This window comes from Bacillus cereus group sp. BfR-BA-01492 (assembly GCF_022662815.1).
GTDB lineage: Bacteria > Bacillota > Bacilli > Bacillales > Bacillaceae_G > Bacillus_A > Bacillus_A cereus_BD.
On sequence record NZ_JAKUEH010000041.1, the window covers coordinates 1 to 2,814 of the forward strand.

A 2,814-nucleotide genomic window follows, 5' to 3' on the forward strand; every position below is an offset into this window, starting at 1 on the left:
TCGCTTCATTTGCGACTTCCTTATGTTAACACTTTTGTATTTCAATGTCAACTAAGTTTTTCATTTCGTTTGTCGCGTGTTGTGTTGTTGCTATCAGCGACTCGTATAATATTACACCTCTATTCATTAATAGTCAATAGTTTTTTTGAAGTTTTTTATAGCACTATGCTGTATGTTATTCCTGGCTATTTCCCCCCTTCAATCATATGAAAGCAGATAAACTACTGACCGAAAAGAATTAGAATCCGCGTTACTTTCTACATGAAGAACCCCTACAGAAGTTTCATGAATTTCTGTAGGGGGTTTAAATTTAATAAATAGCCATACTTAAAGCAAAAAACTATTGCTCTTTTGAAGGCGCTAAGCAGCTACCATCTGTGCAAAGAGCATCGTTCACATCATTTGATGAAAGTTCTTGTAATTTAGGCTTAGGATTTTCTTCTTCCCACACCTTTTGAAGTGCATTCAAAAACGTTTCAAGTGGTTGTGCTCCCGAAATTGCATACTTTTGATTTACAATGAAATATGGTACTCCTGTAATCTGATATTGTCGAGCAATTGCCTCATCAATTCGGACATCATTTGCATAAGCATTTTTATTCTGTATAACATTTAAGGCTTCTTTTCTATCTAATCCCGAAGCTTCAGCAATATTAGCGAGCGTTTCCACGTCACTTAAATTTTTAGATTCAGTAAAATAAGCGAAAAGAAGATTTTCTACTATTTCCTTTTCTTTTCCATGTTCTTTTGCAAACTTAGCTAAACGGTGAGCATCAAAAGTATTCGTCGGTTTCATCTCTTCAAAATGAAAGGTTAAACCTATGTTAGCGGCATTCCGACCGATTTGAACATTATTTCGCTTAGCTTCTTCAATACTAATCCCGTATTTCGATGCAAGCATTTCATCAATACCAATTCCAGAATATACCGGAGCATTTGGGTCTAACTCAAAACTTTTAAATTCAACTTCAACATCATTTTTATACGGAAATTGGTCTAAGGCCATTTCTAAACGACGCTTCCCAATATAACAAAACGGACATACAAAATCAGACCAAACTTCAATTTTCATACGAACACCTCTTTAAATTTAAGTTTAAACTATTGTAGCATAGGCAATTCGTATTCAAAAAAATTTATGCTTCTATATTAATTAGGGAATAATAACAATTTATAAAACAAAGCTTTAATCGGTAACGGGCTCTTTATGCGTTCTCAGCTAGCATCCCGGCTCTCGCTGAATTTTGAATGAAGGTTCTGCTTAATTCTACCCTTGAAACAAACGCAATAAAAAAACGATAATGAGAAAGATAAAACCATTTACTTCTCATTATCGTTTATAGAACTTCTTTTAATTAATAGTAAGTCTATCTTTTATAATATCAAAATTCTCTCTTTCATGAATTATGCTGAAATATACTTCTCCACAAAGTTCCATAGAGTATTCCAATATTTATCTGGATTTGCTTGTTCAGCTTCTCCATGCCCCGCACCTGGCACAATTAACTTTTCTTTTTCTACTTTTGCAGCATTGTATACTTCATCTAACATTTCATAAGGAACGAACGTATCCGCATCTCCATGAATAAATAAGATCGGTGTTTTGCTTTTTGTAACTTGCTTGACAGCCGATGCTTCTTCTAAATCATAACCCGCCTTTAGCTTAGTAACTGTATTTGCTGCATTCATAACAGGGAATTTAGGTAAATGGAATAAATCTTTTAATTGGTATGTGAATTCATCCATAACAGATGAGAAACCACAATCTTCAACAATGACTTTTACATTAGGAGGTAAATTTTCTCCAGAAGTCATCATCACTGTTGCTCCTCCCATAGAAACACCAAATAGAGCTATCTCCGCCTGAGGATCTTTCTTTAAAATTTGCTGAATCCAGCGCTGTACATCTTTCCGATCATGCCACCCCATGCCGATATAATCTCCTTCGCTATTTCCATGACCGCGAAGATCAGGTGCTAACACGCTGTAACCTTTCTCATAAAAGTGACGAATATATTTCGTCATTTCTGATGCTTTACTACTATAGCCATGTACGACAATTGCCCATTTATGACTAGATTGCTCATTTATATATTCATATCCTGTTAGTTTTAACTCATCAAAAGAACGCATCACGATTGTATTTGGTTTATATTTTGAAATAAACTCGGCATTTTTTTGCTCACTCGTGGCTAATACATTCCCTGACACATTCACTGTTTTTTCTAAATGAGGATTCCCTTGTAAAAATTCTTTTTCTTGTTTCGCATTTAATGCATAATTATAGAAATAATTTCCGACTAACATATATGCAATTGTTAGAAGTAATAAAACGACTAATGTAATTATACCTATCTTTTTCATACTATCTCCTTTTTTTAAAATCATATCTCTAGCAAAACATTTCTCAAATGACTGTACTATTCTAACACACTACTATATTACATTAATAGAACAACTTAAAAAATAACATTTGAGATTTTTTAAGCCTTCTATGGTAGCAAGTAGTTGATTACTATTTAAATATTTCGATATTACAGTTATAAAGATAAAACGAAACCGCCTTTTATAAGAATGAAGGCATCTTGAAGCTCATCAAAATGATATAAAATTGATCTGTTAATATGGAAAATGGGGATTTAATAAGCGATCATCAAATTTCTCATGTTTCTAACGAAACATAAACAAAAAACCTAAGTCAGTTTGACTTAGGTTTTTGCTTGGCGACGTCCTACTCTCACAGGGGCAAGGCCCCAACTACCATCGGCGCTAGAGAGCTTAACTTCCGTGTTCGGTATGGGAACGGGTGTGACC

Annotated in this window: 2 protein-coding genes and 1 rRNA gene; all 3 read right to left on the reverse strand. The window is 34.2% G+C overall.

Annotated features, from left to right (window positions below):
• Positions 1-340 precede the first annotated feature (340 nt).
• Positions 341-1,072: a DsbA family oxidoreductase gene (locus MR063_RS21395; protein ID WP_242201326.1), complete on the reverse strand. Its 732-nt coding sequence runs from the start codon at positions 1,070-1,072 to the stop codon at positions 341-343.
• 332 nt (positions 1,073-1,404) lie between these two features.
• Positions 1,405-2,364: an alpha/beta hydrolase gene (locus MR063_RS21400; RefSeq protein WP_242201328.1), complete on the reverse strand. Its 960-nt coding sequence runs from the start codon at positions 2,362-2,364 to the stop codon at positions 1,405-1,407.
• Positions 2,365-2,718: 354 nt separating this feature from the next.
• Positions 2,719-2,814: ribosomal RNA gene (rrf, locus tag MR063_RS21405) — 5S ribosomal RNA — on the reverse strand; the annotation flags it as partial.